This window comes from Pseudomonas fluorescens, from assembly GCF_900215245.1.
GTDB lineage: Bacteria > Pseudomonadota > Gammaproteobacteria > Pseudomonadales > Pseudomonadaceae > Aquipseudomonas > Aquipseudomonas fluorescens.
The window spans coordinates 209,889-227,446 of sequence record NZ_LT907842.1 but is presented as its reverse complement, the minus strand read 5'-3'; the positions used below and the strand labels follow the sequence as shown (position 1 = coordinate 227,446).

At 61.1% G+C, this 17,558-nt stretch carries 15 protein-coding genes and 2 pseudogenes; 7 read left to right on the top strand and 10 right to left on the bottom strand.

What is annotated here, in order from left to right:
* Positions 1–50: 50 nt before the first annotated feature.
* Positions 51–203, bottom strand: a pseudogene (locus CPH89_RS30335) (IS5/IS1182 family transposase); the annotation flags it as partial.
* A gap of 520 nt (positions 204–723) precedes the next feature.
* Here CPH89_RS30335 and CPH89_RS01090 point away from each other — a divergent pair.
* Both CPH89_RS01090 and CPH89_RS01085 read left to right on the top strand, forming a co-directional pair.
* Positions 724–1,359 carry a lytic polysaccharide monooxygenase auxiliary activity family 9 protein gene (locus CPH89_RS01090; RefSeq protein WP_053257263.1) on the top strand — a complete coding sequence of 212 codons (636 nt, stop codon included), beginning with the start codon at positions 724–726 and terminating at the stop codon, positions 1,357–1,359.
* 40 nt (positions 1,360–1,399) lie between these two features.
* Positions 1,400–2,398 (top strand): annotated as a pseudogene (locus CPH89_RS01085) (chitinase); the annotation flags it as partial.
* Positions 2,399–2,664: 266 nt separating this feature from the next.
* Here CPH89_RS01085 and dsbG read toward each other — a convergent pair.
* From dsbG to dsbD, 3 genes are read right to left on the bottom strand one after another with little or no spacing between them, the layout of a single operon-like run.
* On the bottom strand, positions 2,665–3,426 hold the full coding sequence (gene dsbG, locus CPH89_RS01080) for a thiol:disulfide interchange protein DsbG (protein ID WP_053257261.1): 762 nt from the start codon (positions 3,424–3,426) through the stop codon (positions 2,665–2,667).
* Positions 3,402–4,253, bottom strand: a complete 852-nt coding sequence (locus CPH89_RS01075) for a TlpA disulfide reductase family protein (protein WP_053257260.1) — start codon at positions 4,251–4,253, stop codon at positions 3,402–3,404. The genes dsbG and CPH89_RS01075 overlap by 25 nt, the downstream gene beginning before the upstream one ends.
* Positions 4,253–5,992 carry a protein-disulfide reductase DsbD gene (gene dsbD, locus CPH89_RS01070; RefSeq protein WP_053257259.1) on the bottom strand — a complete coding sequence of 580 codons (1,740 nt, stop codon included), beginning with the start codon at positions 5,990–5,992 and terminating at the stop codon, positions 4,253–4,255. The genes CPH89_RS01075 and dsbD overlap by 1 nt, the downstream gene beginning before the upstream one ends.
* Positions 5,993–6,168: 176 nt before the next feature.
* Between dsbD and CPH89_RS01065 the strand changes: the two genes are divergently transcribed.
* The 5 genes from CPH89_RS01065 to CPH89_RS01045 all read left to right on the top strand — a co-directional run bounded on the left by CPH89_RS01065 (position 6,169) and on the right by CPH89_RS01045 (position 10,993).
* Positions 6,169–6,864, top strand: coding sequence for a response regulator (locus tag CPH89_RS01065; protein WP_053257258.1), 696 nt, complete (start codon positions 6,169–6,171; stop codon positions 6,862–6,864).
* Positions 6,864–8,183, top strand: coding sequence for an ATP-binding protein (locus tag CPH89_RS01060; protein ID WP_053257257.1), 1,320 nt, complete (start codon positions 6,864–6,866; stop codon positions 8,181–8,183). The genes CPH89_RS01065 and CPH89_RS01060 overlap by 1 nt, the downstream gene beginning before the upstream one ends.
* A 126-nt stretch (positions 8,184–8,309) precedes the next feature.
* Complete coding sequence (locus CPH89_RS01055) at positions 8,310–9,077, top strand: N-acetylmuramoyl-L-alanine amidase (RefSeq protein WP_053257256.1); 768 nt, start codon at positions 8,310–8,312, stop codon at positions 9,075–9,077.
* Positions 9,078–9,272: 195 nt separating this feature from the next.
* Entirely contained in the window at positions 9,273–10,685 is a 1,413-nt protein-coding gene (locus CPH89_RS01050) for an aspartate aminotransferase family protein (RefSeq protein WP_053257255.1), read from the top strand.
* 83 nt (positions 10,686–10,768) lie between these two features.
* Positions 10,769–10,993, top strand: a complete 225-nt coding sequence (locus CPH89_RS01045; RefSeq protein ID WP_053257254.1) for an MbtH family protein — start codon at positions 10,769–10,771, stop codon at positions 10,991–10,993.
* A 118-nt stretch (positions 10,994–11,111) separates the two neighbouring features.
* Here the strand turns inward: CPH89_RS01045 and CPH89_RS01040 are convergent, their stop codons facing one another.
* From CPH89_RS01040 to minE, 6 genes are all read right to left on the bottom strand, one after another.
* A complete protein-coding gene (locus CPH89_RS01040) occupies positions 11,112–12,458 on the bottom strand; it encodes an amidohydrolase (RefSeq protein WP_053257253.1) in 1,347 nt (448 codons plus the stop codon).
* A 17-nt stretch (positions 12,459–12,475) separates the two neighbouring features.
* Complete coding sequence (locus tag CPH89_RS01035) at positions 12,476–14,641, bottom strand: mechanosensitive ion channel family protein (protein WP_053257252.1); 2,166 nt, start codon at positions 14,639–14,641, stop codon at positions 12,476–12,478.
* Between the two features lie 72 nt (positions 14,642–14,713).
* Complete coding sequence (locus tag CPH89_RS30330) at positions 14,714–14,881, bottom strand: hypothetical protein (protein WP_162232027.1); 168 nt, start codon at positions 14,879–14,881, stop codon at positions 14,714–14,716.
* A gap of 229 nt (positions 14,882–15,110) precedes the next feature.
* A complete protein-coding gene (locus tag CPH89_RS01030) occupies positions 15,111–16,400 on the bottom strand; it encodes a M18 family aminopeptidase (RefSeq protein ID WP_053257251.1) in 1,290 nt (429 codons plus the stop codon).
* A 171-nt stretch (positions 16,401–16,571) separates the two neighbouring features.
* A complete protein-coding gene (locus CPH89_RS01025; RefSeq protein ID WP_053257250.1) occupies positions 16,572–17,207 on the bottom strand; it encodes an RluA family pseudouridine synthase in 636 nt (211 codons plus the stop codon).
* A 96-nt stretch (positions 17,208–17,303) separates the two neighbouring features.
* Positions 17,304–17,558, bottom strand: a complete 255-nt coding sequence (gene minE / locus CPH89_RS01020; protein WP_003175252.1) for a cell division topological specificity factor MinE — start codon at positions 17,556–17,558, stop codon at positions 17,304–17,306.

Here is a 17,558-nt window from a genome sequence, read left to right as displayed (position 1 = left end):
TGTTAGTCGAAACGAAAACGACTTTCAGCGTTGCTTAACGCACAACCCACATCGGCGCCGATAGTGGCCTTTATTCCACAGTGGCACGGGTTACCTTTTTGGGGCTGGTGCCTCTCAGGATCACGCTGACCTTCCTCGTTCTTGGTTGAGCTGGGAGCATGAATAATCGTGGCATCGACGATGGTGCCCTGGCGCGGGGGCAGATCTTGTTCCTGTCAGTAACCGTTCCAAGTCGGAGAAGCTTATCTGGCTCATGCGTGCATAGGTATCTGCACAACTTTGAAAGGCCGCCACATCCCCGCGAAAGCGGTGGGTCAGTCAACGTCAATGTTTGCTGAGCCGACGCCTTCGCGGGCAAGCCCGCTCCCACATTTGATTGAGTTCAGCTTCAGAGATCAGGCCGGCTGTCAGGCCGCCTCAGCTTTGCTTTTGATCTTGATCTGAGGTGCCGAGTGGTGGGGCAAGAGCGTTTTGCTGACTTTTGCGCTGTTCAAAAGTGAGAGTAGCTGTGCTTATTTGCGCCTTGGATCGTAGGAAATTGACCTCTGGTGGTGTACGTGATTTCTATTTAACTGTTTTTATATACAGTGTTTTCGGGTTTATCGTCTCCTGAAAAGAAAATGAGTGAAAAACGGGCCTGTGGAAAAAAAAAGCAACTCCGTTAGGTTGAGATTCTCTCCTTCAAGAAAGGAGAGTTCTTAATCAATAGCAATGGAGTAACCAATGAATAAACCACAAACCCAGACACCTCTTCGCCATGGTCGTGTCACATCCCCTTCCAGCCGTGGCGCAGTCGCCGTGGATCTCGGCCTGCTGGCTACCTGGCAGGTCAATGAAATGGAAGGCGGCAAGAACTTTCCGGCACTGATTGCCGGTCCGTTCCCGGCGCCTTATCAAACCGACAGTGACAGCGTCATCCCACCAGCCGACGGCTTCATCCTCAGCGGCGGCAAGACCGATGCCCGTGACTGCATCAACTTCACCAACGAGGAAATGGCCAAGAAACTCAACCGCGCCTTCACCTGGCCGCTGCTCAATGTCGACCCGGGTCAGACCTTCAAGGTCACCTGGGAATACACCGCGCCGCACACCACCCGTGGCTATCGTTGGCTGATCACCAAGGATGGCTGGGATCCGAAACAGCGCATCACCCGCGCACAACTGGAAACCCAGCCGTTCGCCGAAGACTTCTATACCCAGGTGCCGTACTTCAGTCATCCAGGTGAACTGAAGGCCAAGGTCAATCACGAAGTGAAACTGCCGGCCAACAAAAAGGGCAAGCATGTGATCGTGTTGATGTGGATCGTCGCAAACACCGGCAACGCCTTCTATCAAGCCTTCGACGTGGACTTCAAATAAGCCCGCGCCGTTAAACCCATACGTTCTGAAGGATTAGAACATGTCAAAGATTGACTTCACCTTACTGAAATCACCGCTGAACGATGTCGCTTCGCTGATGCCGAGCATTGCCGGCAAAAAGATCCTCATGGGCTTCTGGCACAACTGGCCTGCCGGCGCGAGCGACGGCTACCAGCGTGGCCAATTTGCCAACATGAACCTGGCGGACGTGCCGACGGATTACAACGTGGTGGCCGTGGCCTTCATGAAAGGCAACGGTATCCCAACGTTCAAGCCGTACAACCTTTCCGACGCCGAGTTCCGCCGCCAGGTGGGCGTGCTGAACAGCCAGGGCAGGGCGGTGCTGATTTCCCTTGGCGGCGCCGATGCGCACATCGAGTTGCATAAAGGCAACGAACAGCCATTGGCCAACGAGATTATCCGCCTGGTGGAAACCTATGGCTTTGATGGCCTGGACATCGATCTTGAGCAGAGCGCGATTGATTTCGCCGACAACAAGACTGTCCTGCCCGCCGCGTTGAAACTGGTCAAGGACCATTACGCCGGTGAAGGCAAACACTTCATTATCAGCATGGCGCCGGAGTTTCCTTACCTGACCACCGCCGGTAAATACGTCGGTTACATCCAGGCGCTGGAAGGCTATTACGACTTCATTGCCCCGCAGTATTACAACCAGGGGGGCGACGGGATCTGGGTGCAGGAGGTCAACAACGGCAACGGTGCCTGGATTGCCCAGAACAACGACGCAATGAAAGAGGATTTCCTGTTTTACCTGACCGAAAGTCTGGTGAGCGGAACGCGAGGGTTTACTAAAATCCCGGCGGACAAGTTCGTCATTGGCCTACCGGCTAACGTCGATGCAGCCGCCACCGGTTATGTGATCAACCCCGCAGCCGTGACCAATGCATTCAAGCGTTTGTACGACAAAGGGTTGTCGATCAAGGGCCTGATGACATGGTCGGTGAATTGGGACCGCGGGATCAGCAAAGACCACGTGCCCTATAACGGGGAATTCAGCCGCCGTTATGGGCCGTTGATCAAAGGCACTCACCTCTCTGGCCTCGGTGAGGATGAGGCGGATCTCGAAGTCGCCAATCGGCGGTAGCGCAACGAGACATCTGGCAGACGTGCCTGATCTCAAACAGCTATGTTTATGATCTGATCGTTGGCTTCATGAAATAAAATCCGATGCCTGTTTGGGCATCGGATTTTCTGCGTCAAGCGCAAACCTTCATCCAGGTTTCTATGAATTGTTGTGCTCGCTTTCTGTTAGGCAAGCCTGAAACATGCTCAGGGAAACGCCGATTACTTCGGCCCCAGAATCTTCGCCAGCTTGTCCGGCGATGGCGCGCCTTGCTGTTGCTGCAAGCCGCCCTTGTCATCCAGATAGAAAATCGCTGGCGTTGCTGACAATTCCAGCTCCTCCATCAACTTCATGTTGGCATCGAGCTTGGCCTCGATCGGCGCCGGAATTTTTTCCAGCGCCTGCAATTTGCTGCCTTTGCCGGCGGCTTCATGGGCTTCCAGGGCTTTCTGCGGGTCTTTGGCGGCGAACAGGGCGGCCGACTTGCCTGGGCTGTCTTCGCGGATAATACCGACCATGATGTGGCGTAACTGAACCTTGCCGGCTTTTACCCACGGCCGTGCCTGTTCCCAGAACATGTTGCAGTACGGGCAGTTGGGGTCGCTGAACAGGTAGACGATACGTGGCGCGTTTTTATCGCCGTCCTGAATCCAGCTGCTGTTTTCCATTTTGCCCCAGACTTCCTTGGCCATCGGCGCGTACACCAGTTTTTCCAGGGGCGCGCTGCTCAGGTCTTTACCTTCGGCGTCGTACAGGTTACCGGCGATCACACTTTTGCCGTCGGCAGTCAGGTACAGGGCCATGCCACGGTTCTGGTATTGCGCGGCGTAGCCGGTGAGGCCGCTGGGCGCGTCGAACTTGCCGAGGATCTTGGCGCCCTTGGCTTCGATCTGCTTGATCGGCGCAGGCCAGTCCTCGGCCTGGGCCAGGGTAGCCGCGAGCGTCAGCGGCAGCAGGGTCAGCAGGTGGCGGAGTCGAGGCATGTCGGTGTCCTTGTGATGGCAGGGGCAGTGTCTAAGGGTTCCATGGCGCGGGCCAGGCTGGCTTGGGACAATTCGCCCAAGTGGCTGTTGATCAGGCGCCCATCGGCTTGGTAGAACAGGGTGGTCGGCAACGCCATGCTGCCCACGGCCTGCCCGAGCCGGCCGCTGGCGTCAAACAGCACGTTGTCGAGGGTCAGGCCTTGGGTGGCGAGGAAGGTGCTGACGCTTTGCATGCTTTCAGCCTGGTTGACGAACAGGAAGGTCACGTCCGGCCGTTGATGCTGCGCGCGTTCCAGCACCGGCATTTCCCGGCGGCACGGTGGGCACCAGGTGGCCCAGAGGTTGATCACCAGTGGGCCGCCTTTGTAATCGGCCAGTTGCACCACGTCGCCATTGGCATTGCGCAGGGTGATATCCGGCAGTTGCGCGCCCTTGTCGTAAAGGCTCAGGGACACGCTGCTCAGCCCCCAGAACACCAGCCCTGTGATCACGCCGGCGCTTAACGGTTTGCGCAAGGCCGGGCGGCGCCAGCCGTACAACAGGGCACCCAGCACCAGCGCGATCACGCCGGGCCAGGCGAGAAAACCGCCGTCGCGCAGGTCAACCATCTGCAACGGGTCGCGGCTGTAGTCGCTCCAATACATCAGTACAAAACTGACGCGGGCGACCAGCATGCCCAGCAAAAACAGGCTGAACAGCACCGATTCCGGGTTTTCACCGCCACGCTTGGCCACGCGCCAACCCACCAGTGTGGCGAGAATCAGCGCGCTGATCAGCAGGATGTGATTCAGGGCGATGGCGAAGGTGCCGATGGTCAGGGTCAGCATCAGCGTGCGTCTCGGGTGTGCGTCCAGCGTTGCAGGAAGGCGGCGGCATCCACTTCGCCAGTGATGCGTTGGGCGCGGCGTTCTTCACCGTCTGGGCCGATCCACACGAAGCTCGGTGGCCCTGGCACTTTGTAGCGGCCGAGCAGTTCGCGGCTGGCGGCGTTGTCGGCGGTGACGTCCAGGCGCAGCAGGCGCACGTCTTTCAGGGCGGCCATGACTTCGGGTTTGCCGAATACTTGTTTTTCCATGATCTTGCACGACACGCACCAGTCGGCGTAGTAATCCACCAGCACCCACTGGCCCTGGGCTTTGGCGCTGTCGAGTTGGCTCTGCAGCACCGCCGGGTCGTTGAGGGTCATGAAGGCGTCGTGCGCACTCGGCGCAGCAGTCACGGTGGACCCGCCGTAGACCTTCAACGGTTGCCACGGGTCGTCGCTGCCACCGGCCGCACCCACCATCAGCACGGCGCCCCACAGGCCCAGCACCAGGGAGCCGGCGCCGAACACTTTGGCCGCCAGGCCGTACTCGCGGGCCAGTGTCCAGCCGCAGTAAGCCATCACCAGCGCCAAGGCGCCCCACAGGCCAATCCACAGGCTTTCGTCGACCACCGGGCGAATCATCAGCACCGCCGTACCGAGGAACAGGAAACCGAACACGCCTTTGAGCACGTCCATCCAACTGCCCGGTTTAGGCAGGAAGCGGTTGCCCACGGTGACCAGCAACAACAGCGGAACGCCGATGCCGATGCCCATGGCGAACAGGATCAAGCCTCCGTGCAGCGCATTGCCGCTCTGGGCGATATACAGCAGCGCGCCGGCCAGTGGCGCGGTCATGCACGGCCCCACCAGCAGACCGGAGAGTGCGCCAAGTATGCCGGCACCTACCAGGCTGCCACCGCTTTGCTGGCGGCTGACAGTGTCCAGGCGATCACGCACGAAGGCCGGCAGTTGCAGCTCAAAGACACCGAACATGGGCAGGGCGAGGAGCACAAACAGCGCGGCGAAACTGCCGAGAATCCACGGTGTTTGCAGGAGTGCGGCGAGGTTGCCGCCGAGCAACGCGGCCAAAACGCCAAGCGCCGCGTACACCAGGGCCATGCACACCACGTAGCTGCTGGCCAGGGCAAAACCGCGACGCGGGGTCGCGCCACTGCCCACCACCAGGCCTGCGAGGATCGGCAACATCGGCAACGAACAAGGGGCAAATGCCAACAGCAAGCCCAAGCCAAAGAACACCAGCACGCTCCAACCCAGGCTGCGCTGTTGCAGGCCGCTGGCCAGGCTTTGATCCTGCGCTTGGGCCGGCCCTTGCGGGGGGGCCGCCACGGCCGGCGTGCCGCCCAGGTCCACGGTAATCGACTGTGGCGGGTAGCACAGGCCCGCATCGGCGCAACCCTGCCAGCCCAGCTTGACCTGGCCGGTGGCACCGGCGGGGATCTTCACTTCAAGGCCCTGGCGATACACTTGCTGCTCGCCGAAGAACTCGTCGCTATGGGATTCGCCCTGGGGCAATACCGGCTTTTCAGCCAGGCCGTCGAACTTCATGCGTTGCTGGTACAGGTAATAACCGTCGGCAATCTGCCAATACAGCTGGGTCTCGCCGGATTCCAGGCGCTCGGAGGTAAAGGTGAAGGCCTTGCCCACCGGGAGGAAATCAGGTTTGGTCTCGAATGGATTGCCCGGCGCGGCCTGGGCGAACCCTGCAAACAACACCAGCAGAAAGGTAAACAGATACCGCATGGTCAAGCCTTAGTTCGATGCAAGTTAGGCACACAATGTGTGGTGTTGATTAACCGATGATTAACCGGGCGCTATTCTAAAGTGAAGGGCGGCGCTGAGCGCGCCTCTTTTCACGGCATAATCGGCACTTAATCCGCTGGATCTTTAATCCCCCCATCATTCATGAAGGGTTAACCATGCACGTACTGGTCTGTGAAGACGACGAACTGATCGCCAGCGGCATCGTGGCCGGGCTCGGCGCCCAGGGCTTTACCGTCGAGCGCGTGGCCACGGCCGCGGCCGCACGCGCGATGCTCAAGGCAGCCACGTTCGACATCATGGTGCTCGACCTCGGCTTGCCCGACGAAGACGGCCTCAAGCTGCTGCAGCAACAGCGCAGCCAGGGCCTGGAAATTCCGGTGCTGATCCTCACGGCGCGCGATTCGGTGACCAACCGTGTCGATGGCTTGCAGGCCGGTGCCGACGATTACCTGCTTAAACCCTTTGACCTGCGCGAACTGGCCGCACGCCTGCAAACCCTGTTGCGGCGGGTTGCCGGGCGCCGGGTCAACCTGATCGAACACGGCCATCTGGCCTACGACCCCAGCAGTCGCGAAACCTTCCTGGCCGGCCAGCCGGTAGACCTTTCCCGTCGGGAGCAAGCCCTGTTGCAGGCCCTGCTGCATAACAAAGGCCGGGTGCTCTCCAGCGAACAGCTCAAGGACAGTGTCTACGGGTTCAACGACGAACTGGAAAGTAACGCCCTCAACGTGCACATCCACCACCTGCGACGCAAATTGGGCAACGGCATCGTCGAGACCGTGCGTGGCCTGGGTTATCGCCTGGGTACGGCTGATGGTGGTGCGGCTGACGAAGGAGACCACGCTTCGTGATGAGCCTGCGCCTGCGCCTGACGTTCAAGCTGGGCGCTGCTTTTGTGCTGATCTGGGTGCTGGCGGCGGCCTGGATGCTCAACGATCTGCGCAACCAGATGATGTTTTCCCTCGACCAGCGTTTGGTGGCGTCGGCGCGCATGGTGGCAGGGTTGACCGAGCAAATGCCCGGCCTGGCCAGTGTGAGCGCGGGCACGCGTTTGCGCACCGAGCAACTGAATGTGCCGGGCGGCATGGCTTGCCAGGTCAGCTCCGTGCGCGGGGAAATCCTCGCACGCAGCCACATGACCCCGGATGAAGGCCTGGAGTCGCGCAGGAGTGGCTTTCGCGATCAGGTGATCGACGGCGTAAGCTGGCGCAGTTTCACCTTGTCTCGGGGCGACTTGCTGATCACCACCGCCGACCGCCAGGTGGAGCGCGAGGCGTTGAACCTGTCGATATTGCTGGCGGCTTCGGTGCCGGTGGGTGTCGCCCTGTTGGGCTGCCTGTGCTTGCTGTGGCTGGGCATCGGCCAGAGCCTGTTGCCGCTCAACCGCATGCGCGATGCATTGATGCGCCGCAGCGCGGACTCCCTCGAACCGCTGCAGATTCATCCGTTGCCCAGCGAGTTGAAACCGCTGCTCGATACCCAGAACCAACTGTTGCAGCGTATCGCCAAGACCATCGAACGTGAGCGCCGCCTCACCGGCGACGCCGCCCACGAACTGCGCAGCCCGCTGACGGCGATCAAGACCCACCTGCAAGTGGCGCGCATGACCGAAGGTGCGGCGCGCGACCAGTCCCTGGCGCATGCCGAAGAAGGCGCCGACCGCCTGCATCGTACGTTGGAGCAATTGCTGCTGTTGGCGAGGGTGGAGGGCAGCCTGTCGTTCGACGACGGCCTGCAATCGAGTGCTGAGCAAGTCGCGCGGCTGGCGATCCAGGATGCGAACGCTGGCGACAACCGGCGCATCGATCTGCTCCTCGCGCAGAACCTCACGCAAACGCCGGTGGAAATGCCGGTGGCCCTGGCCGTCGCGGCCCTGCGCAATCTGTTGGATAACGCTTTGCGCCATACCCCGCACGACACCCGTGTGGAGTTGAATGTGTTCGCCACGGCCGACACGGTAGTGTTTCGCGTGCGTGACCATGGCAAGCAAATCTCCAGCGAAGACCTGCAATACCTGACCCAGCGCTTCTGGCGCAATGGCAGCAGCGAGGGCTGTGGCCTGGGGTTGGCGATTGTTCAGGCAATCGTGCAACGCTGCTCTTGCTCCTTGACGTTCGACAGCCAACCGGATGGTTTGCGGGTCGATCTGGGCATGCCATTGCGGCGCTGATCAGTTCTTTTCAAGTGCCAAAAATAGTTACCGCCCCTGCTGGCATTCATCCCTTCAGGATGGCGGTAATGTTTTTGCGCTTGAACGGGCCGAATGACTCGGCCTGTACTGAAAAGGACGGTTCTTATGTTGGTGATCGACAGCAGTTTCCCAGCCAGGGATTTCAATCAACGCAACGGTGAACCCGTGCGCCAAGTGATCCTGCATTACACGGCGGCGCCCTTTGCCTCGTCCCTGCGTACCCTCACCCAGGATGGCGTCAGTGCTCACTACCTGGTGCCGGACGCGGATGACAGCGGCTACCGGGCGCTCGGCTATGGCGAATTACGTGCGTTTCGCCTGGTGCCTGAGGACCAGCGCGCCTGGCATGCCGGAGTGAGCCATTGGGCTGGGCGGGGTAACCTCAATAGCCGCTCCATTGGCATCGAGATAGTCAACGTGGCGCGCGATGATGGCGGCGTATTTACCTTTCCTGCTTACGGTGAGGAGCAGGTTGACGTGTTGGTTGCGTTGATGCGCGACCTACTCGCGCGATACCCGCAGGTTGGGCCGACTGACGTACTTGGGCATTCGGATGTGGCGTATTGGCGCAAGAGTGATCCGGGGCCTCGGTTGCCTTGGCGGTGTTTGTTCGAGGCCGGGATCGGGGCCTGGTTTGATGAGTCGACGCGGGGGCTGTATCAACGGCGGTTTTCGTTGGGGCTGCCGCCGGAAGTAGAGGTGGAGCGGGCGTTTCAGCGGTATGGCTATAAGCCGGCTGAGAATCGCCGGGCCTTTGAGTTGAGAACGCGGGCGTTTCAGATGCACTTTCGAAGCCGCAATTATGGTGGGGTTCTGGATGGCGAAACGTGTGCGATTTTGTATGCGTTGAATGAGCGGTACCGGGCGGCGTGAGCTTGAGTGCTCGGCGCAGCCCATCGACCTGATGCACTGAGATCCAAGGGTGGCAGCGGGCTTGCTCGCGAATCCGCTCAAAAACCATAACAAGCCTAAATCCACTCAGCGCTGGTGCGTCTCCAGAACATGAAATCCGTGCGCATCACGGATCGGCAGTTTGGTCACCCCACCCGCGTATTGAGGGATCGAGAGATGTCAGTCGCTACCAGCCGTATCGAAGACGCCCCGGTGTATGCCAACCCGGCACCCGCGGAAACGCTCTACCAATTCGACGAAACCCCACTGTTGGCCCGCCAACGCCAGCAGGAATCCAACGCCCGCAGCTACCCACGGCGTATCCCCCTGGCTCTCAAGCGTGCCAAGGGGATCTACGTGGAAGACGTGGAAGGCCGCAGTTTCATCGACTGCCTGGCGGGTGCGGGCACCTTGGCGTTGGGCCATAACCACCCGGTGGTGATCGCAGCCATCCAGCAGGTCCTCAGCGACGAGCTCCCGCTGCACACCCTCGACCTGACGACGCCGGTCAAGGACCAGTTCGTGCAGGACCTGTTCGGCCTGTTGCCTGCAGCGCTTGCGCAAGAAGCGAAAATTCAGTTCTGCGGCCCCACCGGCACCGACGCAGTGGAAGCCGCGTTGAAGCTGGTGCGCACGGCCACCGGTCGTAGCACGGTGCTGTCATTCCAGGGCGGTTATCACGGCATGAGCCAGGGCGCACTCAGCCTGATGGGCAGCCTGGGGCCGAAAAAGCCGTTGGGCGCCTTGCTCGGTAATGGCGTGCAGTTTCTGCCTTTCCCCTATGACTACCGCTGCCCCTTCGGCCTGGGTGGCGCGGAAGGCGTGCGGGTCAATCTGCATTACCTGGAAAATCTGCTGAACGACCCGGAAGCCGGGGTGTTGTTGCCGGCGGCGGTGATTGTCGAGGTGGTGCAGGGTGAGGGCGGGGTGATTCCGGCCGATCTTGATTGGCTGCGGGGCTTGCGCCGCATCACCGAGCAGGCGGGCGTGGCATTGATTGTTGATGAAATCCAGAGCGGTTTCGGCCGTACCGGCAAGATGTTTGCCTTCGAGCATGCCGGCATCATCCCGGATGTGGTGGTGATGTCCAAGGCCATCGGCGGTAGCTTGCCGCTGGCCGTGGTGGTGTATCGCGACTGGCTCGACACCTGGCTACCGGGCGCGCATGCCGGGACCTTCCGTGGCAATCAGATGGCGATGGCGGCGGGCTCGGCGGTGATGCGTTACCTCAAGACGCACGACGTGGCCGGTCATGCGGCCGCCATGGGTGAGCGCCTTGGCGAACACCTGCGCATCCTGCAGCGGGATTTCGCGTATCTGGGGGATATTCGTGGTCGCGGGTTGATGCTGGGGGTGGAACTGGTGGACCCGAACGGCAGCCTGGATATCCAGGGACACCCGCCGGTGCATCGCCAACTGGCCCCGCTGGTGCAGCGTGAATGCCTCAAGCGTGGCTTGATCCTGGAGTTGGGCGGTCGGCATGGCTGTGTGGTGCGCTTCCTGCCACCGCTGGTGATTACCGCCGCCGAGGTCGACCGGGTTGCCGAGATCTTCGGTCGCGCCTTGGCGGCAGCGGTCGCCAGCCTCTAATTTTTCGCAAGCCCGGTACGTTTCTACAGATATCAGTGCTGCGCATGGTGCGCAGCGAGCCTTGTTAGCGATGGAGAACAGCAATGACCTCAGTATTTGACCGCGACGACATCCTGTTTCAGGTAGTGGTCAACCACGAAGAACAGTATTCCATCTGGCCCGACTACAAGGTCGTACCGGAAGGCTGGCGCACCGTGGGCAAGAGCGGCATGAAGCAAGAGTGCCTGGCTTACATCGAAGAAGTCTGGACCGATATGCGCCCCCTGAGCCTGCGCCAGAAGATGGATGGCGCTGCGCTGGCTGGCTGACACACGGTCGGAGCGGGCTTGTGTGGGAGCGGGCTTGCTCGCGAATGCGGTGTGTCAGTTAACGCAAGTATTGACTGATCCAACGCCTTCGCGAGCAAGCCCGCTCCCACATAAAGCATTACGGCTGCGTGTTGGTATACAGATAATCCGTGGCCAACGACGCCAGTGTCCGCACTCCCACCACCAACGCCGACTCGTCCACAAAGAACCCCGGATTATGGTTCGGTGGCGCTTTGCTCATGTCCTGGTCCCTCGGCGTCACGCCCAGAAACACAAACAGCCCCGGCGCTTCCTTGGCGTAAAACGAGAAGTCCTCGGCGCCGCCCACCAGCGGCCCTTGCACCACATCATCGTTGGCCGCCCAGCGCAGGCTTGGCAGCATTTTCTCGGTCAGCGCCGGGTTGTTGATGGTGGGGTCGTACTTCTCGATGATGGTGACTTCGGCCTTGGCGCCGCCACTCTCGGCGATTTTTTCCACGGTCTGACGCACATCCGCGTGCAGCTTCTGGCGAATGCCGTAATCGTAGGAGCGAATGGTGCCGCTCATGTCGAGCGACTCGGGGATGATGTTATAGCGCGTGCCGCCGTTGATGGTGCCAATGCTCACCACCGACGGAAATGACGAGATGTCGGTACGCCGGCTGACCACGGTTTGCAGGCCAACAATGGTCTGCGCGCCGACGGTGATCGGGTCGATGCCGTCCCAGGGGCGGCCGGCGTGGGTCTGTTTGCCGAGGATCTTGATGCGCAGGTCATCGGAACTGGCCAGGGTCGGGCCCGGGCGGTAAGCGATTTGTCCGGCCGGTACGCCGGCCCAGACATGCAGGCCGAACACCGCATCCGGCTTGGGTGCCTTCATCACGCCTTCCTGCACCATCATTTTCGCGCCCCAGGTGTTCTTGCCGTCGGGGATAAAGTCACTCGGGCCTTCTTCGGCCGGCTGGAAATAAAACACCACGGTGCCGGGCAGGCGGTCGCGCATGCCGGTCAGGATTTTCGCTGTGCTGAGCAGGATCGCGGTGTGGGCGTCGTGGCCGCAGGCGTGCATCACGTCGACCTCTTTGCCCAAGTAGGTGCCTTTGGCCTTGGAAGCGAAAGGCAGGTCGGCGACTTCCTTGACCGGCAGCGCATCCATGTCGGCGCGCAGGGCGACGGTGGGGCCGGGCAGGCCACCCTTCAAGATGGCGACGACACCGGTGCGGGCCACGCCGGTTTTCACCTCAAGGCCGAGGTCGCGAAGTTGTTTGGCAACCAACTCGGCGGTGCGTGTTTCGGTATTGCCCAATTCGGGGTGAGCGTGGATATCGCGGCGGGTTTCCAGCAGGCTCGGCTCCAGCGCCTTGGCCTGGCTGGCGATTTCCTCGCGGGCGCTGTCCTGGCCACTGGTGGCGGCAATGACCGCGCTGCTGGCGACCCCGCACAGTACGCCGAGAACCCATCGGTGTGTCAGACCATTCAAACGCATAACGACCTCTCCTGAGTTTATTGTTGTTGATCTTTCTCCTGCACGCTGCCGGCGGTCACCACCTGCACACTCAAGCGTGGCGTGGCCAGATCCAGCCCGGCCTCATCCAGATGGCGCTTGAGCGACAGGTTGAACGCCCGCGACACTTCCCACTGCTTGATCGGCGCGGTTTTAAAGCGCGCGCGCAGGATCGCACTGCCGGACTCAAAGCTTTCCACGCCCTGAATCTCCAGCGGCGACCAGATGTTGCGGCGTTGCAGTGGGTCGTTGCGCATTTTCTGGCCGACGTCGCGCATCAACTTGATGGCGTCATCGATTTCCATGTTGTAGGGGATCGCCACCCGGAAGATCGCGTAGCCGAACTCCCGCGAGTAGTTCTTGATGCTCTTGATTTCGCTGAACGGAATGGTGTGCACGATGCCGTCGATGTCCCGCAGGCGCACGGTACGAATGGTCAGGCCCTCGACGGTGCCGAGGTGGCCGCCGACGTCCACGTAGTCATCGATGGCCAGGGAGTCTTCGATGATGATGAACAGGCCGGTAATCAGGTCCGCCACCAGCGATTGCGCACCAAAACCGATGGCCAGGCCGATCACACCGGCACCGGCCAGCAGTGGCGTGACGTTCATGCCCATGTTCGCCAGGGCGACGATCGCGGCGATGATAAAGATGGTCACGAACAGCACGTTGCGGATCAGCGGCATCATGGTCTGCGCGCGCGCGTTGGCCAGGCCTTTGCGCGAACGCGTGAGGGCGTGGTGGATCGCGGTGTCGCTGAGGATCCAGATCAACCAGGCAAACAGCAGCGTGCCGCCGAGGCCGAACAGCTTGACGCTGATTTCATGGCCGTCACCTTCGGTAAAACGAATCAGCGACAGGCCCCAGACGCGCAAGCCCAGCTCGATAAACGCCAGCCACACGACCAAATGAGCCAGGGTGTACACGAAGCTTTTCAGGCGCTCGGAGTACAGCGCGTGACGCTTGTGCCCGCGTAGCGGCTTGAGCGCATGACGGCGCACCAGGCCGTTGATCACCATGCACAACACCAGCAACACCGTGCATAGCAACGATTGACGCAGGGCGGTGCTGGTGTCGCCAGCGGACAGGAAGGTGGCAAACAGCGAGATGCCCACCAGCAACAGCGCCGGTAAATACCAGAAGCTGCCGATAATCGAGAGCGTATCGGTGAGGGCGCGACGTGTGAGGCGCCGGGACAGCGGTTGGTTGCGGATCAGGTGGGCGATCGGCCGGCGGAAGCGCAGGATAAACACGCCGGTGGACAATGCCGCCATCACATTGGCGACGGTCGCGGCCGTGTGGGCCAGGTGCTGACCCAGGGCCTGCATCATTCGCGGGTCGCTCAGCGCTTCACCGAAGGCGGCGAAACTGCCGATCAGCCACAGCGGGCGGAAGGCCTGGCGACGCAGGATGTAGAGCGCACGGTGGCGGTGCGGGCCGTCGAGTACGGAGAAGGCAATCACGCAGATCGCCGAGAAACAGGTGCCGACCACCAACGCATAGGCCAATACCATCGCCAGGGATTTGCCCAGGGACGAGGGCAGCACATAGCTCAGGTAAACCGTGATGACCAGGGCGATCAGCCACGGCCCCAATTTGCGCAGGGCGAAGCGCAGCATGTCCCAGGTGCGTGGGTGTTGCGGCAGTTCCTCGGGCAGGCCGAAACGCTCGCGTACGCGATGGCTGAGCCAGATCAGGGCGGCGGCCAGCAGGCTCCAGACCGCCAGGATGACGGCAAAGCCGAAAATGATCGGCAGCCATTCACTGGCCGGCATCATCAGCGCGCTGAGTTCATCCTTGGCCAGTTCAACTTCGTCGGACCAGCGCCCCAGCGGGCTGTCGGCACCGGAAAACTGTGCCTCAAGGCCGGCCAGGGTGCCGCCGATCAAGCCGAGAACGCCTTGTTCGGCGGCGGGTTGGGCCTTTTGCGTGGCTTCGCGCAGCTTTTTTAAATCGCTCAGCAACTGAGTGCGCTGCCGGTCGTTTTCCAGGGTTTTGATGACCTCGTCCAACGACTGCCCCAGCGGCACGTCGGCCTGGGGCTGGGTCTTGTTGGTGCTGCCCAGCAAACCGGGCAAGCCCACGGCTTGGGCAGGCGTGAGCGGCAGCAGCATCAGCAGGGCGATCAGGAAACAGCAGGGCAGGGCACGAAGACGGGAAAACACGAGGCGGTCAACCTTGGAAACGACGAATTGACCGAGTGTACGAGGCCGTTATGCCCAATGCGAGTGCATTTGTCATTCCGCCAGTTTGGCGAGGATTTTGTAAACCACGGTTCCCAGGATCAGCAGCATACCGACCCACATGCCAAACACGCCGACGGGCTTGTCGCGAAAGTTGAAGCCGGTCGCGAGCAGGATCATGCCGATCAGGATGGGGATAAGCATGGCGTGGAAAGAGGACATGGAGATCATGGGGCGACGGCCTTGTCAGAGTGGGAATACTGACAAGTCTAGGTCGGATTATCAGAAGTGCAGATGATGCAGGTCAGTTTGCAGGCGAGCTGTACACAAAACCCAATGTGGGAGGGGGCTTGCTCCCGATGACAGTCTATCAGCCACTAAAATGTTGACTGACCCACTGCTATCAGGGGCAAGCCCCCTCCCACATTTTTGACCGAGTTGCCCTGCAAATTCAGGGCAGGTCGCGGCTCGCGTAGAACGCACCCAGTACCTTGACCAAATGCGCCAGGTCATGGCTGCCGCACAGTTCACGGATTGAGTGCATGGCAAACGTCGGCAGGCCGATGTCCACGGTGCGCACGCCCAAATGGCTGGCGGTGATCGGGCCGATGGTCGAGCCACAGCCCATGTCGCTGCGTACCACGAAACTCTGCACCGGGACTTCCTGAGCCATGCACAGATGGCGGAAGAAACCGGCGGTTTCGCTGTTGGTGGCGTAGCGCTGGTTGCTGTTGACCTTGATTACCGGGCCCGCATTCAGTTTCGGGCCATGGTTGGCGTCGTGTTTCTCGGCGTAGTTCGGGTGGACGCCGTGGGCATTGTCCGCCGACACCAACAGCGATTTCTGAATGGTGCGTACGAACTCATCACCTTCCGGCAACAGGCGGCGCAGGGTCTGTTCCAGCATCGGGCCGTCGGCACCGCAGGCCGAGCAGGAGCCGACTTCTTCGTGGTCATTGCACACCAGCACACAGGTTTCATCGGTTTCGCTGGTGAGCAAGGCTTGCAGGCCGGCGTAGCACGACAGCAGGTTGTCCAGGCGGGCGCCGGCGATGAAGTCGCCATTCAGGCCAATCACCGCTGCACTTTGGGTGTCGTAGAAGCTCAACTCGTAGTCGAGTACCACGTCGGCGTTCAGGCCGTGTTCGCGCGCCAATTGCTCGGTGAGCACGGCGCGGAAGTCCACGCGTTCGTCACCGGCGAATTGCGCCAGGATCGGCGGCAGTTCGGTCTGGGCATTGATCGCCCAACCCTGGTTGGCTTCACGGTTCAGGTGAATGGCCAGGTTGGGGATGATGGCGATGGGCAGCTTGAAGTCGATCAACTGGCTCTCGACCTTGCCGTCGCGGCGGAAGGTCACGCGGCCGGCCAGTGACAGGTCGCGGTCGAACCACGGGGCCAGCAGCGCACCGCCGTAGACTTCCACACCCAACTGCCAGAAACCCTGGCGCTGCAGCTCCGGCTGGGGCTTGACCCGCAGGCACGGGCTGTCAGTGTGGGCGCCGACCAGGCGAATCCCGCCCTGCAGCGGCGAGTGGCGACCAAGCTTGAACGCGATGATCGAGGAATCGTTACGGGTCACGTAATAGCGACCGTTGGCCTCGGTGGCCCAGGTTTCGCGCTCGTCGAGACGCTGGTAACCGGCCGCTTCCAGGCGCTGGGCGAGGGCGGCGGTGGCATGAAAAGGAGTAGGGGAGGCCTTGAGGAAGTCGATCAGGCCTTGATTCAACGCTTCGCGCATAAATAGCTCCAGACAGCAATGCGCGGAGTTTACCGTTCGATGGCCAGAAGTGCACATTACAAATGTGGGAGGGGGCTTGCTCCCGATAGCGGGGTATCAGCGAACTATTCAGTGGCTGATACACCTTAATCGGGAGCAAGCCCCCTCCCACATTTTTAATGCAGTGCCAACTTAGAAAGGGGCCGGGCACTCAAAGCGCAGCCGCTCGCCGCTTTGCGGGTGCGTAAAGCTCAACATGCTCGCATGCAGGCACAGGCGCGGCCAGGCGGCCAGGGCTTGTTCATGGGCGTACAAGCCATCACCCAACAACGGGTGGCCGATCGACAGCATATGCACGCGCAACTGGTGTGAACGGCCGGTAATCGGCGTCAGCTCGACGCGGCACCAATCGCCGCAACGCTCCAGCACTTTCCAGAAGGTCAGCGCGTGCTTGCCGAACTCATGGTCGACCACATGGCGTGGCTTGGTCGGCGGGTCGTAGCGCAGGGGCAGGTCGATGCTGCCGCTGTCCAGTGTCGGCTGGCCCCAGGCCAAGGCGGTGTAAGCCTTTTCGGTTTCGCGGTCGTGAAACTGGCGGGACAGTTCGCGGTGGGTGTCGGCGTCCCGTGCGAGCAGGATGATTCCTGAGGTTTCCCAGTCCAGTCGATGGACTATGCGGGCCTCGGGGTAACCGTTTTCCTGCAGGCGGGTGATCAGGCAGTCCTTGTTGTCATCGGCGCGGCCGGGCACCGAGAGCAGCAAGGTCGGCTTGTTCACCACCAGGACGGCGTCGTCCTGATGCAGGATATGGATATTGGACAGCGGCATTAAACAGCCTCGTAACAAACGCCAACGGCGGCTCGCTCACCCGGTTCCCGCCAGGGGATCAAGGTGACCGAGCCGCCGTGGCGGGCGCCTTTTCGATTAACGATCAGGCAGGGTGATATTGAGTTCCAGAATCGAGCAGCTGCCGTCGTTTTCCAGGGCGACGTGCACGTCATCGTTGCCGATATTGACGTACTTGCGAATCACCTCGACCAGTTCCTTCTGCAAGGCTGGCAGGTAGTCCGGTGTACTGCGTTGGCCGCGTTCGTGCGCCACGATGATCTGTAGACGCTCTTTCGCTACCGACGCGGTACTTGGCTTTTTGTTGGCGCGAAAGAAGTCGAGAAATTTCAT

Excerpts from the sequence above, each read along its gene's own strand:
- dsbD (WP_053257259.1), bottom strand. The coding sequence starts at position 5,992 with ATGCGGTATCTGTTTACCTTTCTGCTGGTGTTGTTTGCAGGGTTCGCC.
- CPH89_RS01060 (WP_053257257.1), top strand. The coding sequence starts at position 6,864 with ATGAGCCTGCGCCTGCGCCTGACGTTCAAGCTGGGCGCTGCTTTTGTG.
- CPH89_RS30330 (WP_162232027.1), bottom strand. The coding sequence starts at position 14,881 with ATGTCCTCTTTCCACGCCATGCTTATCCCCATCCTGATCGGCATGATC.
- CPH89_RS01065 (WP_053257258.1), top strand. The coding sequence starts at position 6,169 with ATGCACGTACTGGTCTGTGAAGACGACGAACTGATCGCCAGCGGCATC.
- CPH89_RS01025 (WP_053257250.1), bottom strand. The coding sequence starts at position 17,207 with ATGCCGCTGTCCAATATCCATATCCTGCATCAGGACGACGCCGTCCTG.
- CPH89_RS01050 (WP_053257255.1), top strand. The coding sequence starts at position 9,273 with ATGTCAGTCGCTACCAGCCGTATCGAAGACGCCCCGGTGTATGCCAAC.
- CPH89_RS01090 (WP_053257263.1), top strand. The coding sequence starts at position 724 with ATGAATAAACCACAAACCCAGACACCTCTTCGCCATGGTCGTGTCACA.
- minE (WP_003175252.1), bottom strand. The coding sequence starts at position 17,558 with ATGAAATTTCTCGACTTCTTTCGCGCCAACAAAAAGCCAAGTACCGCG.
- CPH89_RS01040 (WP_053257253.1), bottom strand. The coding sequence starts at position 12,458 with ATGCGTTTGAATGGTCTGACACACCGATGGGTTCTCGGCGTACTGTGC.
- CPH89_RS01030 (WP_053257251.1), bottom strand. The coding sequence starts at position 16,400 with ATGCGCGAAGCGTTGAATCAAGGCCTGATCGACTTCCTCAAGGCCTCC.
- CPH89_RS01055 (WP_053257256.1), top strand. The coding sequence starts at position 8,310 with ATGTTGGTGATCGACAGCAGTTTCCCAGCCAGGGATTTCAATCAACGC.
- dsbG (WP_053257261.1), bottom strand. The coding sequence starts at position 3,426 with ATGCCTCGACTCCGCCACCTGCTGACCCTGCTGCCGCTGACGCTCGCG.
- CPH89_RS01045 (WP_053257254.1), top strand. The coding sequence starts at position 10,769 with ATGACCTCAGTATTTGACCGCGACGACATCCTGTTTCAGGTAGTGGTC.
- CPH89_RS01075 (WP_053257260.1), bottom strand. The coding sequence starts at position 4,253 with ATGCTGACCCTGACCATCGGCACCTTCGCCATCGCCCTGAATCACATC.